This is a genomic window from Cobetia sp. 5-25-4-2 (assembly GCF_013374075.1).
Taxonomy (GTDB): Bacteria; Pseudomonadota; Gammaproteobacteria; order Pseudomonadales; family Halomonadaceae; genus Cobetia; species Cobetia marina.
On record NZ_BLWK01000008.1, the window covers coordinates 1 to 22,107 of the forward strand.

The window sequence follows — 22,107 nt, forward strand, 5'->3', positions numbered from 1 at the left end:
CCTTGCGCCTCCTGAAGGGCCCTTGAAGACTACAAGGTTGATAGGCTGGGTGTGGAAGCACAGCAATGTGTTGAGCTAACCAGTACTAATTGCCCGTGAGGCTTGACCATATAACACCCAAGGGGTTTGCCCAGGCAAACCGCCGGGATTGCGACAGGATCGAGACATATCGGTCAGCATGATTCATATTGCGAGTCGCGAGGCCACAAGCCTCGAGACTCAGGCATCGCAAGATGCCACCGTTTCGCCTGACGACCATAGCGAGCGTGAACCACCCGATCCCATGCCGAACTCGGAAGTGAAACCGCTTAGCGCCGATGGTAGTGTGGAGTTTCTCCATGTGAGAGTAGGTCATCGTCAGGCACTTATCCCGAACCGCCCCTGTAGCCTTGCTGCAGGGGCGGTTCTCTTTGTGAGTGAGAAAAGTCGTGCTCTCAGAAGGTTGTGCGAGAGAGGGCCATGGATAAGCGAAGCCCGCTGAAACATTGACTCAAGAAGCCGCTATCATTTTCGTGATAGCGGCTTTCTTGTTTATTGATCAGTACGGAGGGTGAAGTACGGCAGTACTCTGCTGATGATCAGTCTCATGGGCAGGCATTCCACGTTCTCGGGGGATATTCTCTCTACTGCAGAACCTGATCGATGATTGCGATGTCATTGAATACCACGCACGGGACTATTCGTGAACGCGCGCAAGGAGGCGGCATGTCGAAATACTTTTCATTTATCCCATCAAGGTCATTGCTGGCAGCGTTGATGGTGCTCTTGATAGGTCTGACGGCTTCAGGAGCAGCATCTGCTGGTGAGCGTGAAGAGAAGATAAAACGTTGCCAGTTCATCAAGAACAAGATCGAATATTATACCGCCATGCGTCGTGGCGGTGGGTCTTCAGGCCAGATGCGTAGTTGGCAGTCTCAGCGCAATGACTACAAGCAGCGTTATCGGGACGAGAACTGTACGCGGGTCCGAACGGCACTGAAGTGATCTGCATCTCGTGGCAATGGCGGTGGTTGCAGCACGACCCCTTGGCTGCAAGTCAGAACAAACGATGCCCCTCAAGAGTGCTTCTCAAGAGGGGCATCGTCGTTCCATCGATCGTTCAGGAGCGTTGGCGCAGGCGCGTCAGCCCTTCCTGAGCGCTGGACGCGACCAATTCGCCATGGCGATTGTAGAGGCTGCCGCGCGAGAAGCTGCGAGCACCGCCTGCCCATGGGCTATCCATCTCGTACAGCAACCAGTCGTTGACGCGAACATCCTGGTGGAACCAGAGTGAGTGATCCAGGCTGGCCATCTGCAGCTCCGGGGAGCCGAAGCGTACACCGTGTCCTCCCAGCGCAGTGGCCAGCAGGTTGAAGTCGGAGCTGTAGGTCAGGAGATAACGGTGCAGAGCATCATCTTCCGGCAGCTCGCCTGAAAGACGGAACCAGAGGCGCTGACGGGGTGGCGCTGATGACGCGCCCTCGCTTGTCGTAGCCGGGGCCTTCATGCGCAGGAACTCGATGGGATGGCCCTCGTAACGCTCGATGCGTGCCCCCTGTTCGATCAACTGCTCAGGGGATTCGATATCGGGCATGGCGAGCTGATGCGTGAAGCCCTCTTCCTTGCCATGGAAGGAGGCGCTGCAGAAGAAGATGGTCTTGCCGTTCTGGATGGCGCTGATGCGTCGGGTCGTGAAGCTGCCGCCATCACGTACGCCATCGACCTGGTAGACGACTGGCTTGTGAGCATCCCCCGGGCGAAGAAAGTAGCCATGCAGCGAATGCACCTTCCGTTCCGAGGGGACGGTGCGTGTCGCGGCGGACAACGCTTGGCCAAGTACCTGCCCCCCGAACAGTTGTGGAAAGCCGAGATCCTGGCTGTGACCCCGGAAGAGATTCTCTTCCAGAGTTTCCAGCCCCAGCAAGGTGACGAGTGATTCAAGCGGTGTCGGTGAAGCGTCGGTCATCGTCCCATCCTTCAGGAAAAAGAGTCACGGCAAGCGGCTTTGATACGAGCAAATGAGCGGGTTGGCATTAGTCGGTATCATGTCGCTTGCGCCAATGACATCAGGATACCGGAGAATGACGGTGAGCGACGAGAGCGTGAGGTCTGAGGCGGCGATGCCTCGCAAGGATCAGTACTACATGCACCGCGCCCTGGATCAGGCGCGGCTGGCATTGGAGGCCGGAGAGGTGCCGGTGGGGGCCGTCGTGGTGAACCCACAGGGGGAGATCATCGGGAGCGGGTTCAATGCCCCGGTGGGGACTCCGGATCCGACGGCACACGCCGAGATTCAGGCACTGCGTTCAGCAGCGGCCCGGCTTGGCAACTATCGGCTTGATGACTGCACGCTCTATGTCACCCTCGAGCCCTGCATGATGTGCAGTGGCGCCCTGATCCATGCCCGTGTGGCGCGCGTGGTATATGGTGCCGCTGAGCCGAAGACGGGGATGGTGGAGTCTCGGGCCAACCTCTTCGTGCAGCCGTGGCATAACCATCAGGTACAGATAGAAGGTGGGGTGCTGGCTGCCCAGGCGAAACGCCTGCTCAAGCAGTTCTTCGCCGAGCGGCGCGCTGCCGCGTTGCCAACCGATGCGTCACCCTGACTCGGCGCCTGCCATGACCCTGCGATGAAGCCGGTGCTTCAAGGGAGAATGAGGCTTCAGGCGGCGACCTGGACCTGATTGCGCCCACTGGACTTGGCGCGATACAGCGCCTCATCCGCAGCCTGAAGCAGTGCTTCCAGTCGCAGAGGCGCTCTGGCCACGCAGGCCATGCCAACCGAGACGGTGACGACACTGTCCGTGGCAGGCTGGGGGAGACCTGCCGCCTGTACGGCACGACGCAGCTCTTCCGCGAGCGTCCGGCCGACAGCACGAGGGCATTCGGGGATGCAGACGACGAATTCCTCGCCGCCGAAACGTGCCAGAATCCCTCCCGCTGCCTCGACAGGCGCTCGCGATACCGAGGCTATCTTCTGCAGATAGCGATCGCCCTCGAGGTGCCCCAGCTTGTCGTTGATCGATTTGAAGAAATCGATGTCCAGTATCATCACCGTCAGTGGCATCTGGCCATTGAAGGTCTGCACCTGCTCGAGGAAATAACGGCGATTGGGGAGCTGGGTCAGCTCATCATGACGTGCCAGCCATTGTATCTCGTTCTGCAGTCGCTCTCGGCGCGTCATCTCTTCCTTCAGGGCATCGTTGGCTTGCTTGACGATGCCATGCTCCTGGGAGACGCGGCGGTACATGTAGACCACCAGGAAGAGCAGATACGAGAGCATGATGCCGGTCAGGAGCGTGACTTCTGGCAGGCGGCCACGGCTTGCTGCGAGGTAATGCTGCGTCGGCTGCAAGCCCAGCGTCAGGTCCGTGGCGGGAAGTTCGATGGGGATTCGATGCCCCCAGGGAGCAAGACGGCTTTCTGGGCCTACATGAATGTAGACATTGCTGCGTTCTGACAACGTGATGGCAAAGGCATCATTGCGGGCGGCATCCAGTGCCTGGTCCAGCAGCGGTGCCAGATCTACCACCATGGCGATGGCGCCGAGGATGTCGCCATCACGCGGATTGCGTACAGGCAGGTAGGACACCATGCCCTTGCCGCCCTGCAGGAGATCGATGATGCCGGTGTGGCCTTCAATGCCCAGCTCCAGCGGATTGCGCAGGGGGGTATCTGGCTGGGCATCAAATAGCCTCACGCCCAGCAGATCATGGTTGCCGCCCTTGTCGGGGAATACCAGAGTCACCACGCTGTCGGGATCAATGAAGGCGATATTCTGGAAGTAATTGAAATCATTGTAATAATTTCGTGCCAGACGTTGCCATTCACCCCGTGAAGGTGTCTGCCCCATCAGGCTCCAGAAGCCGGCGAAGCGCCGCATGGCATTGAGTTGATCATCGATCTCGCGTGACAGCTGTGTCGCGATCTTGTCGCCCAGTACATAGGTCGCCTGGTTGATGCGGTTGTTCTCATCCTTTGTCTGCTGTTGCCACGCCAGAAGACAGACGAGCGTGATGGAGGCAGAGATGGCCAGGGGCAGCACGTTGCGTCGCCACATGCGAGTGAGCGCTGGCAGCAGATCCAGCCATTGTGCAGCCAGAAGCAATCCCAGGAAGGCAAGCAGCGTGGTTCGCTCCACCCCTACCAGTGGCATGCTGGCCACGGAGAGACTCGGGTCGGCGATGATGGCGAAGATCAGTATGAGAGTCGTCTGCGCCAGCTGTATCGTGGCGCCGAAGCCCAGGCGCATCCGCAAGAGAGAACAGCAGTTGAGCCCCAGGCATGCCAGCAGAATCAGAATCGGAGGGCGAATGTTGGCGACATGCCAGTCACCGGGCAGGGCGGTCAGCAACGCGCCCCAATGATCGACACCGACCCAGCTTTCCGGCAAGAGAAAGGTGCAGGTAAGCACCAGGTTGATGAGCAGGGACATGCCGAGAAACAGTGGACTGAGGAACAGGTTTCGCCAGTGCCACGCAGTCTGCCCTGCCGCCTGCAATGTCAGCATGATCAACAGCAGTGCATTGGCTTCGTGGCCGGCGCGAGGCCAGAGGCCCAGCAAGGCGACGCCGAAGGCAAGCAGGCCAAGCAACATCAAGATGAATCTGCGTGTCATTCCCTGTCCTTAGAAGCTCCTGATGCACCACGCCCCGTGCGCGCTTTTCTCGCCTGTCACGAGTCGCCGACAGGTTTCCCACTACCTTGTTCATGGATCACAGGATCGGGGGGACGGTATCGAAGGGATTGTTGTCCCCTTCATCATCGGTTATCTGGCGCTCATTCAGCTGATAGAACTGCTGCTGACTGCGGTAAACATAGTTGAGTATTTCATAATACCGCCGGATGTTGCGTACATAGATGACAGGCTCACCACCGCGGGCATAGCCATAACGTACCTGTTGATACCATTGGCGTTTCTGCAGCAGAGGCAGCGCCTCGCGCACATCCTTCCAGTGGTCGGGGTTGCCACCCTTCATGCGCACGATGCGCCTGGCATCCAGCAGGTGCCCGAGACCGACATTGTAGGCTGCCAATGTCATCCAGGTCCGGTCCGGCTCCTGAATTCCTTCGGGAAGACGTCCCTTTATACTCACAAGATAGCGTGACCCGCCATCGATACTCTGGACGGGGTCCAAACGATTGGCCACGTTCATCTCGCGGGCGGTGGCGTTGGTCAGCATCATCAGCCCACGTACCCCGGTAGGTGACGTCGCTTTCGGTTGCCAATGGGATTCCTGGTACCCCACCGCCGCCAGCAGTTTCCAATCGATGCCGGTATCGCGAGCGGCTTGCTTGAAGGTATCGATGTAGCGCGGGAGCCGCTCTCGTGCCTGGCGGATGAAGGTACGAGCGCCCACATATTCCAGATAGTCATCATGCCCGAAGTACTGGTCGACCAGCTGGTCCAGGGTGCCATCCTCGCTGCGTGTCTCGAGAAAATCGTTGGCAGCGCTCAGCAAGGAGATATCTCCCTGCGCCGGGAAGGCCCAGGCCAGAGTCAATGGGTCCCCCACGGTGAAACCGTTCTCCACATTGGGGAAGAACAGCCGATTGAGCTTGAACTGGTGGGCGTAGACGACCGCCACGTCCAGGCTGTCTTCCTCGATGCGCTGCAGGAGGTCGGCCACCTCGAGTTCGCCGGTTTCCTTCCAGCTGAGCTCGGGAAGCTGCTGTTGAAGCTCATGCAGAATCAGGCTGGTACCGGCTCCCTTGATGACGCCGATCCGCTTGCCGACCAGATCTTCAAGCTCTCTGGGCGGTTGCATTCCGCGTCGATAGACCACCATCGCCTGCAGTTCGAGAATCGGTCGAGTGAAGCGCAGCCCCTGCTCTGACAGGTCAAGAGGGAGGGTGGCGGCGGCAAAATCGGCCTGATCATCACGCACGCTTCGGGTGAGGGATTCGATATTGTGTTCTGCATCCATCGACAGGCTGACGCCGAGGTAGTCGGCAAAGTCTCGCGCCAGCTCATACTCGAAACCGGTGGGGCCCTGACGGCCACGGTAGTAGGTGGTCGGGCTGTTGCGAGTCACCACCTGAAGGAAGTCGCGCGTGCGAACATCGTCAAGCCGGGAGGGCGGGGCGATCAGGGTCTTTTCCGGCAACAGCAGGGCCAGCGCCATCACCACGAGCGCAAGCCACCGGCGCGAATGGCGCAGCAGTGCTTGCAGGGGCGTGATGAGGGAGGAAAGCGAGGTCTTGAGCATGCGTCAGCATCATTCACGGCAGGGGTTTCACCATACCGACAGCGCTTCACACTGTCATCCAACGCATGTGACTGTCGGGCTTCGTTCACGGGCGGCTTTCACGTATGATATGCGCTTGCTGCCGCCGCTCGGCGGTTGTCCGTTCACGCTGCTTCAGAGGCTTTCCCTGACCATGCTCGAACTGCGAGGCGCGCCTGCCCTTTCCGCCTTCCGTCACTCCCGTCTACTGGCTGCATTGCGCGAGCTGGTGCCGGAGGTGGAATCCCTTCATGCCGAGTACCTGCATCTGGCCGAGGTCGATGGTGAACTGAGCAGTACCGACCGGACCACGCTCGAGCGTCTGCTGGACTACGGCCCCAGTCGCGACGAGAGTTCTCCCGAAGGTCATCTCTTCCTCGTCGTTCCCCGCCTCGGCACGCTGTCGCCCTGGTCTTCCAAGGCCACCGACATCGCTGCCAACTGTGGTCTCCCGCAAGTCCGCCGCCTCGAACGTGGCATCGCCTATCGCATCAAGCTCGACGCCCCTCTGAGCGAAGAACTCTTCGCCACGCTGTCTTCCCGCCTGCACGACCGCATGACCGAAACGGTGCTGACGCGTACTCAGGACGCGGCGCGCCTCTTCCAGCATCAGGCCCCGGCAAAGCTTGCCCATGTCGACATCCTCGGCGGTGGTCGTGACGCACTGGTGCAGGCCAATGGCTCTCTGGGCCTGGCACTGGCGGATGACGAGATCGATTATCTGGTCGAGTCCTTCAAGACTCTGGGCCGCAATCCTGCCGACATCGAACTGATGATGTTCGCCCAGGCGAACTCCGAGCATTGCCGCCACAAGATCTTCAATGCGGACTGGACCATCGACGGCGAAGCGCAGTCGCACTCGCTGTTCAAGATGATCAAGAACACCTACCAGCATCATCCGGATGGCGTGCTGTCCGCCTACAGTGACAATGCCGCCGTCATGGCAGGCCCGACCGCCGGGCGTTACTTCCCGACAGGCGAAGGCCACATCTATACCTATCATCAGGAACCGATCAACATCCTGATGAAGGTCGAGACTCACAACCACCCGACCGCCATCGCCCCCTATCCGGGCGCCGCGACCGGTGCCGGTGGCGAGATTCGTGATGAAGGCGCGACCGGTGTCGGCTCCAAGCCGAAAGCGGGTCTGACCGGCTTCAGCGTCTCCAACCTGCGTATCCCGGGCTTCGAACAGCCGTGGGAGCACGACTACGGCAAGCCGGAGCGCATCAAGACCGCCTACGACATCATGCTCGAAGGTCCGATCGGGGGCGCTGCCTTCAACAACGAATTCGGCCGCCCCAACCTCAACGGCTACTTCCGTACGTATGAGCAGGATGCCTTCGGCGCCGGTGGTATCGAGCGTCGCGGCTATCACAAGCCGATCATGCTGGCGGGCGGCTACGGCAACATCCGCAGCCAGCACGTCGAGAAGGGCGACATTCCGGTCGGTGCCAAGCTGATCGTGATGGGTGGCCCGGCGATGCTGATCGGTCTGGGTGGCGGTGCCGCCTCTTCCATGGCCTCCGGCAGCTCCAGCGAAGACCTCGACTTCGCCTCCGTGCAGCGTGACAACGCCGAGATGGAGCGTCGCGTGCAGGAAGTCATCGATCGCTGCTGGGCGCTGGATGACAAGAACCCGATCTGCTTCATCCACGATGTCGGCGCGGGCGGTCTGTCCAACGCACTGCCGGAGCTGGTCAAGGATGGCGGTCGCGGTGGTCTGTTCGACCTGCGCGCCGTGCCGAGCGCCGAATCCGGCATGAGCCCGCTGGAAATCTGGTGCAACGAATCCCAAGAGCGCTACGTGCTGGCGGTGGCGCCGGAGAATCTGGCCACCTTCGAAGCGCTGTGCGAGCGTGAGCGCTGCCTCTACGCCGTGGTCGGGGAAGCACTGGAAGAGCACGAGCTGATCGTCAAGGATGGTCACTTCGATACGCGTCCGGTCGACCTGCCGATGGACGTGCTGTTCGGCAAGCCGCCCAAGATGTCACGCAGCTTCGAACGTCAGGCGCTGGAACTGCCGGCACTGGCACTGGACAACCTCGACCCGCGTGAAGCGATGACCCGTGTGCTGCAGCTGCCCACCGTCGCCTCCAAGAAATTCCTGATCACCATCGGTGACCGCTCGATCACCGGCATGGTCGCGCGTGACCAGATGGTCGGTCCGTGGCAGGTGCCGGTGGCGGATTGCGCCGTCACCACCAGCTCCCTCGACAGCCACGTCGGTGAAGCGATGGCGATGGGCGAGCGCACGCCGGTCGCGCTGATCTCGCCGGCCGCCTCCGCGCGTCTGGCCGTGGCCGAGGTGATCACCAACCTCGCCGCCGCGCCGATCGCCAAGCTGTCTGACATCAAGCTCTCCGCCAACTGGATGAGCGCTGCCGATCACACCGGCGAGAATCAGGCGCTGTTTGATGCCGTCCACGCCGTCGGCATGGAACTGTGCCCGGCGCTGGATCTGACCATTCCGGTCGGCAAGGACTCGATGTCCATGCGTACCGCCTGGCAGGACGAGAACGGCGAAGACAAGTCGATCACCGCGCCGCTGTCGCTGGTGATGACAGGCTTCGCGCCGGTCACCGACGCCATGCGTACCCTCACGCCGCAGCTGCGTCGCACGCTGAATGGCGAGGCCGTGGAGACGGACCTGATCCTGATCGATCTCGGCCATGGCGCTCACCGTCTCGGTGGCTCCGCGCTGGCGCAGGTCTATGGACAGGTCGGCAATGACGCGCCGGATCTTGCCAAGCCGGAAGACCTCAAGCACTTCTTCGAGGCCATCCAGCGCTTCAATGTCGAAGGCAAGCTGCTGGCCTATCACGACCGCAGCGACGGTGGCCTGTTGACCACCCTGATGGAAATGTCCTTCGCGGGGCGTGTCGGTCTCGACATCTCCCTCGACTGGACCGCCGCCGAGCCGGGTCAGGCCACCGGCGCGCTGTTCGCGGAAGAGCTGGGTGCCGTGGTGCAGGTGCGTCGCGAGCACACCGAGTCCATTCTCGCCGAGCTCAAGGCCGTGGGTCTCGAGCACAGTGGCGTGATCGCCACGCCGCGTCATGATGAGCAGATCAACATCACGCTGCTGGGCCAGAACCTGCTCTCCACCACGCGTGCCAGTGCCGAGCGTCTGTGGGCCGAGACCAGCTATCGCATGCAGGCCGCGCGTGACAACGCCGATTGCGCCAAGAGCGAATTCGAGTCCATCAACGACGTGCGTGATCCGGGTCTCTCCGTCCAGGCCACCTTCGACGTCAACGAGGACATCGCGGCGCCGTACCTGAACACCGGTGCACGTCCGCGCATGGCGATCCTGCGTGAGCAGGGCGTCAATGGTCAGCTCGAGATGGCGGCAAGCTTCGACCGCGCCGGCTTCGAGGCGGTGGACGTCCACATGAGCGACATCCTTGAAGGACGTGTCGATCTGGACACCATGCGGGGTCTGGTCGCCTGTGGCGGCTTCTCCTACGGTGACGTGCTGGGCGCCGGCGGCGGCTGGGCCAAGTCGGTGCTGTTCAATGCGCGTGCGCGTGAACAGTTCGAGCGCTTCTTCCAGCGTGACGACAGCTTCGCGCTGGGCGTCTGCAACGGTTGCCAGATGCTCTCCCAGCTCAAGGAGCTGATCCCGGGTGCCGAGGCCTGGCCGCGCTTCGTGCGCAACGAGTCCGAGCAGTTCGAGGCGCGTGTCGCGATGGTCGAGGTCGAGAAGAGTGCCTCGCTGTTCCTCGATGGCATGGAAGGCTCGCGCCTGCCGATCGCCATCGCGCATGGTGAAGGGCGTGCCGAGTTCCGCGACAGCGCTCACCTGCGCAAGATGCAGAGCAGCGGCCAGGTGGCACTGCGCTACGTCGACAACTACGGCCAGACCACCACGCGTTATCCGGCCAACCCGAACGGCTCGCCGTCCGGTATCACTGGTCTCACCACCAACGACGGGCGCGTCACCATCATGATGCCGCACCCGGAGCGTGTGGCGCGCGCCGTCACCAACTCCTGGCGTCCGGATGACTGGGAGCAGGATGGCGCCTGGTTGCGCATGTTCCGCAATGCACGTCGTTGGGTCGATTGATCCCGCGAGAGCGCGCAATGCACAGGTGATGATTGCCTGACCGACGCCCCCATGGTGAACGCCATGGGGGCGTCTTGCGTTCTGACTGACGCGCGAGCCGATTGGCTGGCGGCATCTGGCTCCCTCAACGTGGCGTTCCACGTCGGGAGCTGGGTGTCGGACGCCGGGTGGCTTAAGGTGGGGGATGCCTCGAGGTCTGGGGCACGAATCCCTGCCTGACACATTACAAGGATGTCGTGATGAAGCTGAAATGGTCGCTGTTGCCGCGTTATTCCGTCTTTCTGCTCTGTGTGCTGGGGGCTCTCGTCTGTCTGCTTCTGACGATGCAGACCCCCTGGGTGTGGCCGCTGGCCGTGATCTTTCTGCTGTTGGTCGCCGTCGGCATCAACGACATGCGGCAGTCGGATTACGCCGTGCGGCGCAACTACCCGGTGATCGGCAACATGCGCTATCTGTTCAAGGCGCTGCGCCCGGAGATGCGTCAGTACCTGTTCGAGTCGGATACCGACCAGCTACCGTTCTCCCACAAGCAACGTGAGCTGGTCTATGCCCGCGGACGCCAGCGCAATTCCTCGCAGCCCTTCGGTACCTTGCTGGATGTCTACTCCGACAGTTACGAATTCATCGGACACTCGATGCAGACCTCCGAAGTGCCTGACTTTCGTGACTTCCGTCTGACGATCGGCAATACGCAGTGTGCGCAGCCCTACAGTGCCTCGCTGTTCAACATCTCGGCGATGAGTTTCGGTTCGCTGAGTGGCAATGCCATCCGTGCGCTCAACAAGGGCGCGATGCTGGGAGGATTCGCGCACGATACCGGCGAGGGCAGCATCAGCCCCTACCATCGGGAATTCGCCGGCGATCTGATCTGGGAGCTGGGCAGTGGCTATTTCGGCTGCCGCACCGAGCAGGGGGGCTTCGATGCCGAGAAGTTCGCCCGTCAGGCGGCCAGCGAGCAAGTGAAGATGATCGAGATAAAGCTGAGCCAGGGAGCCAAGCCGGGGCATGGCGGTGTGCTGCCAGCCAGCAAGATCAGCCGCGAGATCGCCGAGACGCGTGACATTCCGATGGGCGAGGACTGCATCTCGCCGGCCAGTCACAGCGCCTTCAGTACCCCTGTCGAGTTGCTGGAGTTCATCCAGCGGCTGAGAGAGCTGTCCGGTGGCAAGCCGGTCGGGTTCAAGATGTGTCTGGGCCAGCCCTGGGAGTTCATGGCCATCGTCAAGGCAATGCGCGAAACGGGAATCGTGCCGGACTTCATCGTGGTGGATGGCAGCGAGGGCGGCACCGGAGCCGCGCCGACGGAATTCACCGATCACCTCGGGACACCGCTGCGCGAAGGGCTGCTGTTCGTCCACAACACCCTGGTGGGCGCGGGGCTGCGTGATGACGTGCGCATCGGCGCCAGTGGCAAGATCATCAGTGCCTTCGATATCGCCTGCGTGCTGGCCTTGGGGGCGGATTGGGTCAATGCCGCGCGCGGTTACATGTTCGCCCTGGGCTGCATCCAGTCGCTGAGCTGTCATACCAACAAGTGTCCGACGGGCATCGCCACCCAGGATGATTTGCGACAGAAGTCGCTGGTAGTGGAAGACAAGGCCGAGCAGGTCCGGCACTTCCATCACAACACCCTGCATGCGCTGGCGGAAATCATCGCGGCCTCGGGGCTCTCGACCCCGTGGCAGATCACTCCGGACCATCTCGTGCATCGTGTGTCGGAGAATGAGGTGCGTCTTTTCTCGCACCTGCACCCCTTCCTGACGCCCGGCGCCTTGCTCAAGGAAGCGGATGATTTCCCCTTCTATCGCCGCGTGTGGGAGATGGCTCAGGCGGACAGCTTCCAGTCACGCTCGCTGGCAGACGTCTCGGGTGCCAAGCGCGAATAGACGTCATGCAAGAGGGTGCCTTGCGATGTCGATTGGCCGGGTGTGGACCCTCTGCGACCAAACGACCGTTTCATGATGGCGTGCGGACAGCCACACTGGACCTCGAGATTGCGCTATCTGTCAGGTGTCTCGCAGATACCTCATGTCGACATGGGCATTGGCTGCCCGTCGTGTCTCGTGAGCAATCGCTGACCGCCGTTTCATTCGCCGTTCGAGGGAGCCGCCATGAGTGATGCCGCAAAGTGCCCGTCCGCACGCCGCGTGACAGTGATGATCAATGAGCATGTCGCCGATGTGCGCCTCAATCGACCCGACAAGCACAATGGACTCGACTGGGCGATGATCGATGCCATCCTCGGTGCCCAGGCAGAGTTGCGGGCACGTGCCGAGGAGGGAGGGCTGCGAGCCATCGTGCTATCCGGAGAAGGCGCCAGTTTCTGCGCGGGGCTCGACATGGCCGCCATCATGGGGGAGGCCGCGCGGGTGCCGCAGTTGCTCGTCGCGGGGGCCAATGGCTGCACGCCTGAGCGCAATACCGTTCAGCAGCTGGCACTGGGCTGGCGGGATGCCGGCGTACCGGTGATCGCGGCCCTGCAGGGCAATGTCTTCGGGGGCGGGCTGCAGATCGCGCTGGGAGCGGATGTCCGGCTGTGTGATCCGGATGCGCGCCTGGCGGTGCTCGAGATTGACTGGGGCATCATTCCTGACATGGGCATCAGCGTCACGGCACGTGGAGTGCGTCCTGACTGGTTGCATGAACTGAGCTGGAGCGGCCGCAAGGTTGCCGCCCGCGAGGCCCAGGAAGCCGGGCTCGTGACGCGCCTGGTCTCCAATCCGCGGGAAGAGGCACTGGCGCTCGCGCGGGAGATCGCGACACGTTCTCCCAGGGCGATTCGCTGCATCACCCGGCTGTATGCCGAGGCGCTGGCGGCACCGGAGGGCGAGGCACTTGCCCTGGAGGCCAGGCTGCAATCCGACTTGCTCGGCCAGCCAGAGCACATGGAATGTGTTGGCGCCAGGCTTGAAGGCCGCACGCCGCGCTTCTGAGCGCACCTGACCTTCATTCGGGTTATCCACACCCGGTCGCTTTACCGCCGGGGGGCGGGATCAGGATAATGGGTCTTCTGCAGGTGGATGGCTGCCTCACCCCTCATGGGCGGCCATTGCCCCTCAACCTGTGCCCCTTTTCCGTGACCCGGCGAGCTCTCATGTCTGCACCACTCTTTCTGATCATGCCGCTGCCCATGGCCGGCCCACGTGTCCTTGCAGGGAACAGCCGGCATGTTTGAGCTACGTCCCTATCAGCAGGAAGCCGTCCGGCGCACCGTGGAGCATTTCCGCAAGAGTGACGAGGCGGCGGTGGTCGTGCTACCCACCGGTAGCGGCAAGTCACTGGTGATCGCGGAGCTTGCGCGTATCGCGCGCGGGCGCGTGCTGGTGCTGGCGCATGTGCGCGAGCTGGTCGAGCAGAATCACGCCAAGTACGAATCCTATGGCAAGGAGGCCGACATCTTCAGTGCCGGCCTCAAGCGCAAGCAGGCCGCGCGTCAGGTGGTGTTCGGCTCGGTGCAGTCGGTGGTGCGCAATCTCGCGGCCTTCACGCCGGGTGAGCAGACAGGTGCGTTCACGCTGCTGGTGATCGACGAGTGTCACCGGGTCTCGCTGGAGAAGGACGCCAGCTATCGCAAGGTCATCCATCATCTACGTGAGCAAAATCCACGCCTCAAGGTGCTGGGGCTGACGGCGACGCCGTATCGCCTCGGGCAGGGCTTCATCTTCCATCGTCATTATCACGGCATGGTGCGCGGTGATGACGACTGCTTCTTCCGTGACTGCGTGTTCGAGCAACCGTTGCGCCTGATGGTACGCCAGGGCTTTCTGAGCGAGCCGCGGCGTGTCGATGTCGCCGTGGCGCGCTATGACTTCTCGCAGCTGGCACCGGGGATCGGCGGCAGCTTCCAGGAAGCCGAGCTCAACGAGGTGGTGCAGGGCTCACGCGCGACGCCAGGCATCGTGCTGGATATCGTCGCCCAGGCACGCGAGCGACGTGGGGTGATGGTGTTCTGCTCCACCGTCGAGCATGCCGAGGAGGTCACGGGACTCCTGCCCGAGGGTGAGGCGGCGTTGATCACCGGTGAGACGCCCGGCGATGAGCGCGAGCGCCTGATCCATGCATTCAAGGCGCAGCAGCTCAAGTATCTGGTCAACGTGGCGGTGCTCACCACCGGCTTCGATGCCCCGCACGTGGACCTGATCGCCATCCTGCGGCCCACCGAATCCGTCAGTCTCTATCAGCAGATCGTCGGGCGTGGGCTGCGCCTGAGTCCCGGCAAGACGGACTGCCTGATTCTCGATTACGCCGGCAACCCCTGGGATCTCTACGCGCCGGAAGTCGCTACCCCCAAACCGGCAGGGGATACCGAGATCGTGCAGGTCGAGTGTCCCGTGTGCGGCAATGCCAATCTGTTCTGGGGGCGCAAGGATGGGGAGCTGGTGGTGGAGCACTTCGGGCGGCGTTGTCAGGGGCTGGTGGAGTCGCCCGACGGCGAGGGCAAGCCGCTGGTGCAGTGTGATTTCCGCTATCGCGCCAAGGCCTGTCCGCAGTGTGGCGAGGCCAATGACATCGCCGCGCGCCATTGTCACGCCTGTCAGGCGCGGCTGGTGGACCCGGATGACAAGCTGCGCGATGCGCTCAAGCTGCGTGATGCACGGGTGCTGCGCGTCAGTGGCTGGCAGCTGGAGGAGACGCGCAACGGGCGCGGTCTGCCACGCTTGAAGGTGACCTATTACGACGAGGATGGCACCGATCTGTCCGAGTGGTTCGCGCTCGAGACGTCCGCTCAGCGCCATGCCTTTCGCCTGAGCTTTCTCGCCCGGCACCTGCGGGCGCCGGGCAGTGACTGGGCGCCGAAGGACATCGCCGAGGTATTGGCCGGCGAGGAGCGCCTCAAGGCCCCTGACTTCGTCATCGGGCGCAAGAGCGGCCGCTACTGGCAGATTCGTGACAAGCTGTTCGATTACGCCGGGCGCTATCGCACCGGCATCGCGGCGGGGTGAGTCGTCTGCGTGACGCAGAGCATGACGCCCCCCGTACGAGACACGACGTCACGGGGATGCTGATCGGGGGCCGGGATTGTTAGACTGGCCGCTTCATACGTTTCAGGGAGAACTCACAAGGTGAGTGCCACCGATACCTCGGCCAGGCTGGTGTCCGGCTTACGCCCCAGCGGACACCTGACGCTCGGACACTATCATGCCGTGATCCGACGCTGGACCGAGCTGCAGTACCACCACGATGCCTATTTTCTGATCGCCGACTGGAACGCGCTGGCGGTCAGTGGGCATGCGCCCCATGAAATCGAGCAGTACAGCTGGGCCATGGTCATCGATTGCCTTGCCTGTGGGATCAACCCCAAGGTCGCCACCCTGTTCATCCAGTCGTGGGTGCCGGAGCTGACCGACGTGCACATGATCCTGTCCAGCGTGACGCCCAAGGCATGGCTGGAGCGTCTGCCCAGCTATCGTGAGATGGTGGCGGGACTCGGTGAGCAGCAGGGGGCCAGTTTCGCGATGTTGGGTGCCCCTCTGATGCAGGCGGCCGACATCCTGGCGCTGCGGGGCGAGGTCGTGCCCGCCGGACCGGAACAGCGCGCGCACATCGAGTTCACCCGCGAGGTGGCGAGGCGCTTCAACCATCGTTATGGACGCGACGCCGGCTTCGAGGAGCAGGCGGAGCGGGCCATCGCGCGACTCGGCAAGAAGAGTGGTCGCCTGTATCGCGAATGGCTGAGTGACTATCAGGAAGAGGGGGATCTCGAGGCCTTCGAGCGCGCGCGTGGACTGCTGGCCGAGACCAGCAAGCTCAACCGCAATCAGCAGGAGCGCCTGCTCGGCTATCTGGAAGGCGGCGGGCGGCGCATCCTCGGTGAGCCGGAACACTGGCAGGGGGACAGCCAGCCGCTGCTGGGCATGGAACTCAAGACCCGGTTGTCGTCGCATGAGGAGGCCATCTTCCTGCGCAGTGGGCGTGCCGAGATAGGCGCCAGCGTGCGCGAGATGCCCACCGACCCCGCGCGGGTGCGGCGCAGTGATCCGGGCGACCCTGAACGTTGCCCGCTGTGGAGTCTGCATGAAAGCTTCACTCCCGAAGCGGACCGCAAGTGGGCGGCCGCAGGCTGTCGTGAGGCCAGTATCGGCTGCCTGGACTGCAAGGGCTGTCTGGTCGAGCATATCGATGCCACCCTGACGCCGATCCGCGATCGCGCCGAGGCGCTGGAAGGCGAGCATGGCAAGGTACGTACCATGATGACCGAGGGTGCCGAGCGTGCCCGGGACACCGTTCGCGATACTCTGGATGAGCTGCGACGCGTGATCGGCCTCACCTATCGGTGATCCGTCTTGCGCAGGACGTCGCGAATCCGGCAGGTCCCCGTGCCACCATGACCTTCGATCCCATCGCGACTCCCGGTACCATCATGACTCTCGGTACCATCATGCTCTCGGTACCATCATGCTCTCGGTACCATCATGACTTGGGGGATGGGCCCTGAACGGCTAGAATGCCCGTCCCCCGGTCGCCGTGCGGCTCGATGGTGCCTCCGACGACCCGGTGCATCCTCCGCCCTGGTTCTCCCGACTTCAGCCTCCTGCAGGAGACTTCATGAGCGACCTGCTCGATGGCGCCAGCTTTTCCCTGACCGATGGGCATCAGCCCGCACCGCTGATCACCGCACCTGCAGCGGGATCGGCCGTGCTGGCGCGCGTCAACGACACGCCGCTCACCGAGATGCCGCAGGATCTCTACATCCCGCCTGAGGCACTGCGGGTCTTTCTCGAGACCTTCGAGGGGCCGCTGGATCTGCTGCTGTATCTCATCCGTCGTCAGAACCTCGACATTCTCGCCATCAACGTCGCGGCCATCACGCATCAGTACATCGAGTACGTCGAGCTGATGCACGCCATGCAGATCGACCTTGCCGGGGAATATCTGCTGATGGCCGCCATGCTGGCGGAGATCAAGTCGCGCAGCCTGCTGCCGCGCCAGCCGAAGGAGAGTGATGATGACGAGGAAGAGGACCCGCGCGCCGAGCTGATCCGGCGTCTGCAGGAGTACGAGCAGACCAAGCTGGCCGCCGAAGGGCTGGACGAGATGCCACGCCAGGGGCGTGACTGGTTCGTCGCCACGGCGGAGCTGCCGGAGCTGGAGACGCGTGTCGTCCACCCTGAAGTGGACCTCTCGGAGCTGCTCGGCGCGCTGTCCGGTCTCCTGCGTCAGGCGGATCTCGTCCAGGCGCACACCATCTCGCGTGAGGTGATGTCGACCCGTGAGCGCATGCTGGCGATCATGAATCTGCTGAGCCACGAGCACTTCACGCCCTTCGAGAGACTGTTCACCCTCGAAGAGGGGCGTGCCGGCGTGGTGGTCAGCTTCATGGCGATTCTGGAGCTGGCCAAGGAGGCGCTGATCGAGGTCGTGCAGAATGCGCCGCTGTCGCCCATTCACGTGCGTGCTCGTACGCCGGAGCCTGACAGCGAGGACGACGAGGACTGGCTGGCTCTGGAATTCGCCGACGAAGACGAGGTGGCGGCCGACCAGGGGGCGTTCGATGACGCAGCGTACGATGACGCGGCGTTCGATGACGCGGCGTTCGAGGATGCGCAGACGTCACCTTCCTTCCCCCCATCCGACGAGCAGGAGAACGCGCCGTCATGAGTTCGCGCGATGCCCCCCTCGACCAGATCATCGAAGCGGCGCTGCTGGCTGCCGGTGAACCGCTGACGCTGGAGCGTCTGGCGGGATTGTTCGATGAATATTCAAGCCCCACCAAGCCTGCGCTGCGTGAGGCACTGGGCCGGCTGGGAGAGCGCCATCCGGCCGACGCCAGTGCGTTGGAGCTGATCGAGACCGCCAGTGGCTGGCGGCTGCGTGTTCGCCAGCAGTTCTCTCCCTGGGTGTCACGGCTGTGGGAAGAACGCCCGCAGCGCTATTCTCGCGCTCTGCTGGAGACGCTGGCGCTGGTGGCCTATCGTCAACCGGTGACCCGTGGTGATATCGAGCAGGTGCGTGGCGTGACGGTCAGCTCTTCCATCATGCGTACCCTGGTCGAGCGCGGCTGGGTGCGGGTGGTCGGGCACCGTGACGTGCCGGGGCGGCCGGCGGTCTTCGCCACCACGCGCCAGTTTCTTGACGACTTCGGGCTCAAGACATTGGAAGAGCTGCCGCCGGTGCATGAACTGAAAGGCTTCGAAGGACTCGAACAGCTGGAAGCGGAGCTGTATGATGTGCCGCCCTCACAGACCTTGCCGCTGCCGGAAGACCCGGATGGCGAGGGCGACGGGGAGGCATCGGCCGATGATGCGCCGGATCCCGCCCCGTCAGGTCCTGATGCGACAGCCGTTGATGCGACAGCCGCTGATGCGCCGTCAGCCGAGACTTCCTCGGACAAGACTTCCTCGAGCGAGACTTTCTCGGACGAGACGTCTTCAGACGAGACATCGTCAGAGACGAGGGGGGCTCAGGTGCCCGCCGACTGGCAGCCGCCGGAGATCACCGCCGAGCAGCTGGAGGAGGCGCTGAAGGCGCGCGCGCTCGATGTCGCGGATGATTCACCGAATACCGCAGGACCCTCCGCCTCACAGGCGGAACATGATCACGCCGGGATGGCGTCCACCGGCTCGGGGTTCGACTTCGCCACGATCGAAGCGCGCCTCAGCCAACGTTTGCGCGGTGCAGAAGATGAGGACGGGGCTGGCGATACGCCACCCAATGACTCCTCCGCTGCCGGGACCGTCGATGATGACGACCCTGCGTAAGCGAAATTCCTATTGATGAAATGGTTCATGTCATGAGCAAGACAGACACTGATAAGCGCAAGGCGTCACGCCAGAACGACGGCAAGTCGACCACTGGCAAGGCCTTCGCGGGCGGCAAGGCGACGGACAGCAAGGCGGCTGGCAAGCACGCTGCCAGCAAGGACGGCGCACAGCCGCGTCGCGACATGGGCAAGTCCACCCGTGGCAGCAAGGCCAATGTCGGCAAGAAGCCGGCCGCCGCCGAAGCCCCGGAATTGCGTCCGCTGCCGCCGCAGGCCAAGGGCGACAAGCTGGCCGACGACGAGAAGCTGCAGAAGGTGCTGGCGCGCTCCGGTCTCGGCTCACGCCGTGAGATGGAAGTCGCGATCAGCGCTGGCCGCGTCAAGGTCAACGGCAAGGTCGCCCAGCTGGGAGACCGCGTCGGCCCCAACGACCAGGTCAGCCTCGATGATCGCCCGCAGAACCTCAAGGGTGCCGAGGAAAGTGCGCGCCGCGTCATCATGTACAACAAGCCGGAAGGCGAGCTGTGCACGCGCAAGGACCCGGAAGGCCGTCGTACCGTCTTCGAGCGTCTGCCGCGCCTGAAAGGTGAGCGCTGGATCGCCATCGGTCGTCTGGACATCAACACCAGCGGTCTGTTGCTGTTCACCACCGATGGTGAGCTGGCCAACCGCCTGATGCACCCGTCGACCCAGATCGAGCGTGAATACGCCGTGCGTGTCATGGGTGAGGTCAAGCGCGAGCACGTCGTCAACATGGTCAATGGCGTCATGCTGGAAGATGGCCCGGCGCGCTTCACCGACGTGCAGGAATTCGGCGGCGAAGGCATCAACAGCTGGTTCCACGTGGTGATCATGGAAGGCCGCAACCGTGAGGTTCGTCGTCTGTGGGACTCCCAGGGGCTGACCGTCAGCCGCCTGAAGCGCGTGCGCTACGGCAACATCTTCCTCGACAAGCGCGCTCGCGCCGGCGAGTGGGTGGAGATGGAGCAGAGCGAGATCGATGAACTGTCCACGCTGGCAGGTCTCGAGCACCGCAAGGCGCCGGCCCTGACGCCGGATGAGCAGAACCGCTGGAGCCGCGACAAGCAGAAGCGTCGTCCAGTGCGCGCCATGAAGAAGCCGCCGCAGCGCACACGCAAGCCGCGCTGAGGCTCTGCGGAGATCGCGTGCCTTGCGCTCGCCATCTCCGGCTGGCCTCCCGTGGGCCTGACGTGCATGTCAGCCTCGACATGCCGTCGGCAAGTCTCGCAAGCCCGCGCCTGTCGCGGGCTTGCGTGCATCTGGACGGTGGATGGCGTGGGGCTCTCGGGGCGCCATGAGCGGTCAAGCTGGTCATTTGCTTGAAGTTTTTTTGCAAAAGACTTGCGTCGTCTCAGGAATGGCGGTATCTTACGCCCCGCTTCGCAAGGGTCGTTAGCTCAGTGGTAGAGCAGTTGGCTTTTAACCAATTGGTCGAAGGTTCGAATCCCTCACGACCCACCATTTCTCGAAATGGTCTCTTGCAAAGCACCCGGCGGCGGGTCGTTAGCTCAGTGGTAGAGCAGTTGGCTTTTAACCAATTGGTCGAAGGTTCGAATCCCTCACGACCCACCATCCGCCACCCAGTTTTGGGTCGTTAGCTCAGTGGTAGAGCAGTTGGCTTTTAACCAATTGGTCGAAGGTTCGAATCCCTCACGACCCACCAGATCTTGCCCCGTGCCTTCATTGGCGCGGGGCAATTTTTGTTATGCGTCAGAAAGATTCCGCGGCGTTGCCTCGACGCACGCCCGGGTACCTGGCGTGAGGTCGACTGGAGCGGGGAGCGTGGCAGGCGTATCCTTGTGCGCGAGCCACGGCTCATGTCCTTCAGAGGATGACGCTCGACAGGACACCGCCAAGGGCGATAGACGCTTAAGGCACCAGTTGCAGTCTGGGGAGCCCAGCTGCAGCGCAAGGGAGGGCCGCCACGCGCCGTTCGTGCTCATGGCCGGGCCCTGACCCACTCAGCACAGGGGGAGCCCCTGTGGGCTAGGTGAGAGACACATGAACAGCCTGACAAATGCCATGCCGGGTCGTGAGGCCCACGATAGCGTCCGCGAGCAGGTGCGAGAGCACCTCGCCCGTGCGTACTGCCCGACCCGCCCCGCGGCAGGGGATGCCGCGCTGATCGCCGAGATCAAGCAGCTGCTCGTCAAGCGTGATGCCGTGCTGGTCGCCCATTACTATTGCGATGACGCCATCCAGCAGCTTGCCGAGGACACCGGCGGCTGTGTCGCGGATTCCCTCGAGATGGCGCGCTTCGGCGCCCGTCATGACGCCTCGACGTTGATCGTCGCCGGCGTGCGCTTCATGGGCGAGACCTCCAAGATCCTCTCCCCGGAGAAGCGCGTGCTGATGCCGACGCTGGAGGCGACCTGCTCGCTGGATCTGGGCTGCCCGGAAGACGAATTCGCCGCCTTCTGTGATGCCCATCCCGATCGCACCGTGGTCGTCTACGCCAACACCTCGGCGGCGGTGAAGGCGCGTGCCGACTGGGTGGTGACCTCCTCCATCGCCGTTGACGTGATCGAGCACCTCCACGCGAAGGGCGAGAAGCTGATCTGGGCCCCGGACAAGCATCTGGGCGCTTATGTGCAGAAGCAGACCGGCGCTGACATGCTGCTGTGGGATGGTGCCTGCATCGTGCATGACGAGTTCCGCGCCCAGGGCATCACCGACCTGCTCAAGGTCCACCCGGACGCCGCGGTGCTGGTGCACCCGGAATCGCCGCAGTCGGTGGTGGAGCTTGCCGACGTGGTGGGGTCCACGTCCCAGCTGATCAAGGCCGCCGTCGAGCTGCCTCACGAGCAGATGATCGTCGCCACCGACCGCGGCATCTTCTTCAAGATGCAGCAGGCAGCACCGGGCAAGCAGCTGTTCGAGGCGCCGACCGCCGGCAATGGCGCGACCTGCAAGAGCTGTGCGCACTGCCCGTGGATGGCGATGAATGGTCTCGAGAATCTGGCCGCAGTGCTGCGCCGTGATCCCGCCGAGGCCAACGGCGAGGAAATCTTCGTCGACGACAGCCTGCGTGAGCGCGCGCTCAAGCCGCTGACCCGCATGCTGGAGTTCAATCGTGGCTGATCACGCCGACGCCTGATCGACGAGAGGCG

General features: G+C 63.0%; 14 protein-coding genes, 3 tRNA genes and 2 rRNA genes. 16 read left to right on the forward strand and 3 right to left on the reverse strand.

Annotation, left to right across the window (positions count from 1 at the left end; genetic code table 11):
• The 3 genes from HXS65_RS14910 to HXS65_RS14920 all read left to right on the forward strand — a co-directional run.
• Positions 1-110, forward strand: a 23S ribosomal RNA gene (locus tag HXS65_RS14910); the annotation flags it as partial.
• A 137-nt stretch (positions 111-247) separates the two neighbouring features.
• A 5S ribosomal RNA gene (rrf, locus tag HXS65_RS14915) occupies positions 248-363 on the forward strand.
• A gap of 342 nt (positions 364-705) precedes the next feature.
• The gene (locus HXS65_RS14920) at positions 706-984 is read left to right on the forward strand and encodes a hypothetical protein (protein WP_176494292.1); all 279 of its coding nucleotides are present in this window, start codon (positions 706-708) and stop codon (positions 982-984) included.
• 115 nt (positions 985-1,099) lie between these two features.
• On the opposite strand, the gene HXS65_RS14925 is transcribed toward HXS65_RS14920, so the two are convergent.
• On the reverse strand, positions 1,100-1,945 hold the full coding sequence (locus HXS65_RS14925) for an acyl-CoA thioesterase II (RefSeq protein ID WP_077380196.1): 846 nt from the start codon (positions 1,943-1,945) through the stop codon (positions 1,100-1,102).
• A gap of 154 nt (positions 1,946-2,099) precedes the next feature.
• Between HXS65_RS14925 and tadA the strand changes: the two genes are divergently transcribed.
• Positions 2,100-2,585: a tRNA adenosine(34) deaminase TadA gene (gene tadA / locus HXS65_RS14930; protein WP_083730713.1), complete on the forward strand. Its 486-nt coding sequence runs from the start codon at positions 2,100-2,102 to the stop codon at positions 2,583-2,585.
• Between the two features lie 56 nt (positions 2,586-2,641).
• Here the strand turns inward: tadA and HXS65_RS14935 are convergent, their stop codons facing one another.
• Positions 2,642-4,597, reverse strand: coding sequence for a GGDEF domain-containing protein (locus tag HXS65_RS14935; protein ID WP_077380192.1), 1,956 nt, complete (start codon positions 4,595-4,597; stop codon positions 2,642-2,644).
• A 97-nt stretch (positions 4,598-4,694) separates the two neighbouring features.
• On the reverse strand, positions 4,695-6,188 hold the full coding sequence (mltF, locus tag HXS65_RS14940; RefSeq protein WP_077380190.1) for a membrane-bound lytic murein transglycosylase MltF: 1,494 nt from the start codon (positions 6,186-6,188) through the stop codon (positions 4,695-4,697).
• 172 nt (positions 6,189-6,360) lie between these two features.
• Between mltF and purL the strand changes: the two genes are divergently transcribed.
• From purL to nadA, 12 genes are all read left to right on the forward strand, one after another.
• Positions 6,361-10,275 (forward strand): phosphoribosylformylglycinamidine synthase, encoded by a 3,915-nt coding sequence (gene purL, locus HXS65_RS14945; protein ID WP_077380230.1) that lies wholly within the window; start codon positions 6,361-6,363, stop codon positions 10,273-10,275.
• Positions 10,276-10,514: 239 nt separating this feature from the next.
• Positions 10,515-12,161 (forward strand): FMN-binding glutamate synthase family protein, encoded by a 1,647-nt coding sequence (locus tag HXS65_RS14950; RefSeq protein ID WP_218015101.1) that lies wholly within the window; start codon positions 10,515-10,517, stop codon positions 12,159-12,161.
• Between the two features lie 225 nt (positions 12,162-12,386).
• Positions 12,387-13,208, forward strand: coding sequence for a crotonase/enoyl-CoA hydratase family protein (locus HXS65_RS14955; RefSeq protein WP_176494293.1), 822 nt, complete (start codon positions 12,387-12,389; stop codon positions 13,206-13,208).
• A 234-nt stretch (positions 13,209-13,442) separates the two neighbouring features.
• On the forward strand, positions 13,443-15,218 hold the full coding sequence (locus HXS65_RS14960) for a DEAD/DEAH box helicase (RefSeq protein WP_176494294.1): 1,776 nt from the start codon (positions 13,443-13,445) through the stop codon (positions 15,216-15,218).
• 120 nt (positions 15,219-15,338) lie between these two features.
• The gene (locus tag HXS65_RS14965) at positions 15,339-16,553 is read left to right on the forward strand and encodes a tryptophan--tRNA ligase (protein ID WP_167592962.1); all 1,215 of its coding nucleotides are present in this window, start codon (positions 15,339-15,341) and stop codon (positions 16,551-16,553) included.
• Positions 16,554-16,821: 268 nt separating this feature from the next.
• Positions 16,822-17,874 carry a ScpA family protein gene (locus tag HXS65_RS14970; protein ID WP_176494295.1) on the forward strand — a complete coding sequence of 351 codons (1,053 nt, stop codon included), beginning with the start codon at positions 16,822-16,824 and terminating at the stop codon, positions 17,872-17,874.
• Entirely contained in the window at positions 17,871-18,974 is a 1,104-nt protein-coding gene (gene scpB / locus HXS65_RS17695) for an SMC-Scp complex subunit ScpB (protein ID WP_176494296.1), read from the forward strand. The genes HXS65_RS14970 and scpB overlap by 4 nt, the downstream gene beginning before the upstream one ends.
• Before the next feature lie 290 nt (positions 18,975-19,264).
• Positions 19,265-20,125: a 23S rRNA pseudouridine(2605) synthase RluB gene (gene rluB / locus HXS65_RS14980; protein WP_240499734.1), complete on the forward strand. Its 861-nt coding sequence runs from the start codon at positions 19,265-19,267 to the stop codon at positions 20,123-20,125.
• A 258-nt stretch (positions 20,126-20,383) separates the two neighbouring features.
• Positions 20,384-20,458 (forward strand) — tRNA-Lys (locus tag HXS65_RS14985).
• A 36-nt stretch (positions 20,459-20,494) separates the two neighbouring features.
• Positions 20,495-20,569, forward strand: a tRNA-Lys gene (locus HXS65_RS14990).
• A gap of 16 nt (positions 20,570-20,585) precedes the next feature.
• A tRNA-Lys gene (locus HXS65_RS14995) sits at positions 20,586-20,660 on the forward strand.
• 338 nt (positions 20,661-20,998) lie between these two features.
• Entirely contained in the window at positions 20,999-22,078 is a 1,080-nt protein-coding gene (gene nadA / locus HXS65_RS15000) for a quinolinate synthase NadA (RefSeq protein WP_374700439.1), read from the forward strand.
• Positions 22,079-22,107: the final 29 nt, after the last annotated feature.

Excerpts from the sequence above, each read along its gene's own strand:
- purL (WP_077380230.1), top strand. The coding sequence starts at position 6,361 with ATGCTCGAACTGCGAGGCGCGCCTGCCCTTTCCGCCTTCCGTCACTCC.
- mltF (WP_077380190.1), bottom strand. The coding sequence starts at position 6,188 with ATGCTCAAGACCTCGCTTTCCTCCCTCATCACGCCCCTGCAAGCACTG.
- HXS65_RS14955 (WP_176494293.1), top strand. The coding sequence starts at position 12,387 with ATGAGTGATGCCGCAAAGTGCCCGTCCGCACGCCGCGTGACAGTGATG.
- HXS65_RS14920 (WP_176494292.1), top strand. The coding sequence starts at position 706 with ATGTCGAAATACTTTTCATTTATCCCATCAAGGTCATTGCTGGCAGCG.
- HXS65_RS14935 (WP_077380192.1), bottom strand. The coding sequence starts at position 4,597 with ATGACACGCAGATTCATCTTGATGTTGCTTGGCCTGCTTGCCTTCGGC.
- HXS65_RS14970 (WP_176494295.1), top strand. The coding sequence starts at position 16,822 with ATGAGCGACCTGCTCGATGGCGCCAGCTTTTCCCTGACCGATGGGCAT.
- nadA (WP_374700439.1), top strand. The coding sequence starts at position 20,999 with ATGAACAGCCTGACAAATGCCATGCCGGGTCGTGAGGCCCACGATAGC.
- HXS65_RS14925 (WP_077380196.1), bottom strand. The coding sequence starts at position 1,945 with ATGACCGACGCTTCACCGACACCGCTTGAATCACTCGTCACCTTGCTG.
- scpB (WP_176494296.1), top strand. The coding sequence starts at position 17,871 with ATGAGTTCGCGCGATGCCCCCCTCGACCAGATCATCGAAGCGGCGCTG.
- HXS65_RS14950 (WP_218015101.1), top strand. The coding sequence starts at position 10,515 with ATGAAGCTGAAATGGTCGCTGTTGCCGCGTTATTCCGTCTTTCTGCTC.
- HXS65_RS14960 (WP_176494294.1), top strand. The coding sequence starts at position 13,443 with ATGTTTGAGCTACGTCCCTATCAGCAGGAAGCCGTCCGGCGCACCGTG.
- tadA (WP_083730713.1), top strand. The coding sequence starts at position 2,100 with ATGCCTCGCAAGGATCAGTACTACATGCACCGCGCCCTGGATCAGGCG.